At 44.0% G+C, this 1,217-nt stretch carries 1 protein-coding gene; it reads right to left on the bottom strand.

What is annotated here, in order from left to right; genetic code table 11:
- Positions 1 to 41: 41 nt before the first annotated feature.
- Positions 42 to 1,217 carry an elongation factor Tu gene (gene tuf, locus J7R10_RS08170; protein WP_010705084.1) on the bottom strand — a complete coding sequence of 392 codons (1,176 nt, stop codon included), beginning with the start codon at positions 1,215 to 1,217 and terminating at the stop codon, positions 42 to 44.

The raw sequence follows: 1,217 nt of genomic DNA, 5'->3' as shown, positions 1-1,217 counted from the left end.
AAAACGCCTCTTACAACAAAGACGTTTTTCATAACCATTCCTTACTCAATGATCTTAGAAACGATACCAGCACCAACAGTACGACCACCCTCGCGAATAGCAAAACGAAGCTTTTCTTCCATGGCAATCGGAACTATCAAAGAAACATCCATCGCAACATTATCTCCAGGCATGACCATCTCTGTCCCTTCTGGAAGGGTCACTATCCCCGTCACATCTGTCGTACGGAAGTAAAATTGCGGACGATAATTCGTGAAAAATGGTGTATGACGACCACCTTCATCTTTCGTTAAAATATAAGCCTCTGCTTTAAAGCGTGTATGAGGCGTAACGGAACCAGGCTTTGCAAGAACTTGTCCACGCTCAATCCCTTCACGATCAACGCCACGAAGAAGAGCACCAATATTATCACCAGCTTGACCCTGATCCAAAAGCTTGCGGAACATTTCAACTCCGGTAACCGTCGTTTTTGATGTAGGACGAATACCTATAATCTCAATTTCCTCACCAACCTTAATAACTCCACGCTCAACACGACCAGTTACAACAGTACCACGCCCAGATATCGAAAAAACATCTTCAATCGGCATCAAAAATGGCTGATCAACAGGACGCTCCGGTGTTGGAATATAATTATCAACTTCACTCATCAAAAGACGAACTGCATCTTCTCCAATACTTTTATCTTTATCTTCAAGAGCGGCCAATGCCGAACCCTTAACCACGGGTATATCATCTCCTGGAAAATCATATTTTGACAAGAGTTCCCGAACTTCAAGCTCAACAAGCTCCAGAAGTTCAGCATCATCAACCTGATCAACCTTATTCAGAAAAACAACAATCGCTGGAACACCAACTTGGCGCGCAAGCAAAATATGCTCACGTGTTTGAGGCATCGGACCATCAGCAGCAGAGACAACCAAAATCGCCCCATCCATTTGCGCTGCCCCCGTGATCATGTTTTTCACATAATCCGCGTGACCTGGGCAATCAACATGCGCATAGTGCCGTTGCTCTGTTTCATACTCAACATGTGCCGTAGAAATGGTAATTCCACGCGCTCTTTCTTCTGGTGCCGCATCAATTTGGTCATACGCTTTAAATTCACCAAAATATTTCGTAATCGCTGCTGTTAACGATGTCTTTCCATGATCAACGTGACCAATCGTTCCAATATTAACATGCGGCTTCGTACGTTCAAATTTGCTCTTTGCCAT

This window comes from Bartonella vinsonii subsp. berkhoffii ATCC 51672 (genome assembly GCF_902825225.1).
GTDB classification, from domain to species: Bacteria; Pseudomonadota; Alphaproteobacteria; order Rhizobiales; family Rhizobiaceae; genus Bartonella; species Bartonella berkhoffii.
This window is presented reverse-complemented; position numbering and strand designations above follow the sequence as displayed.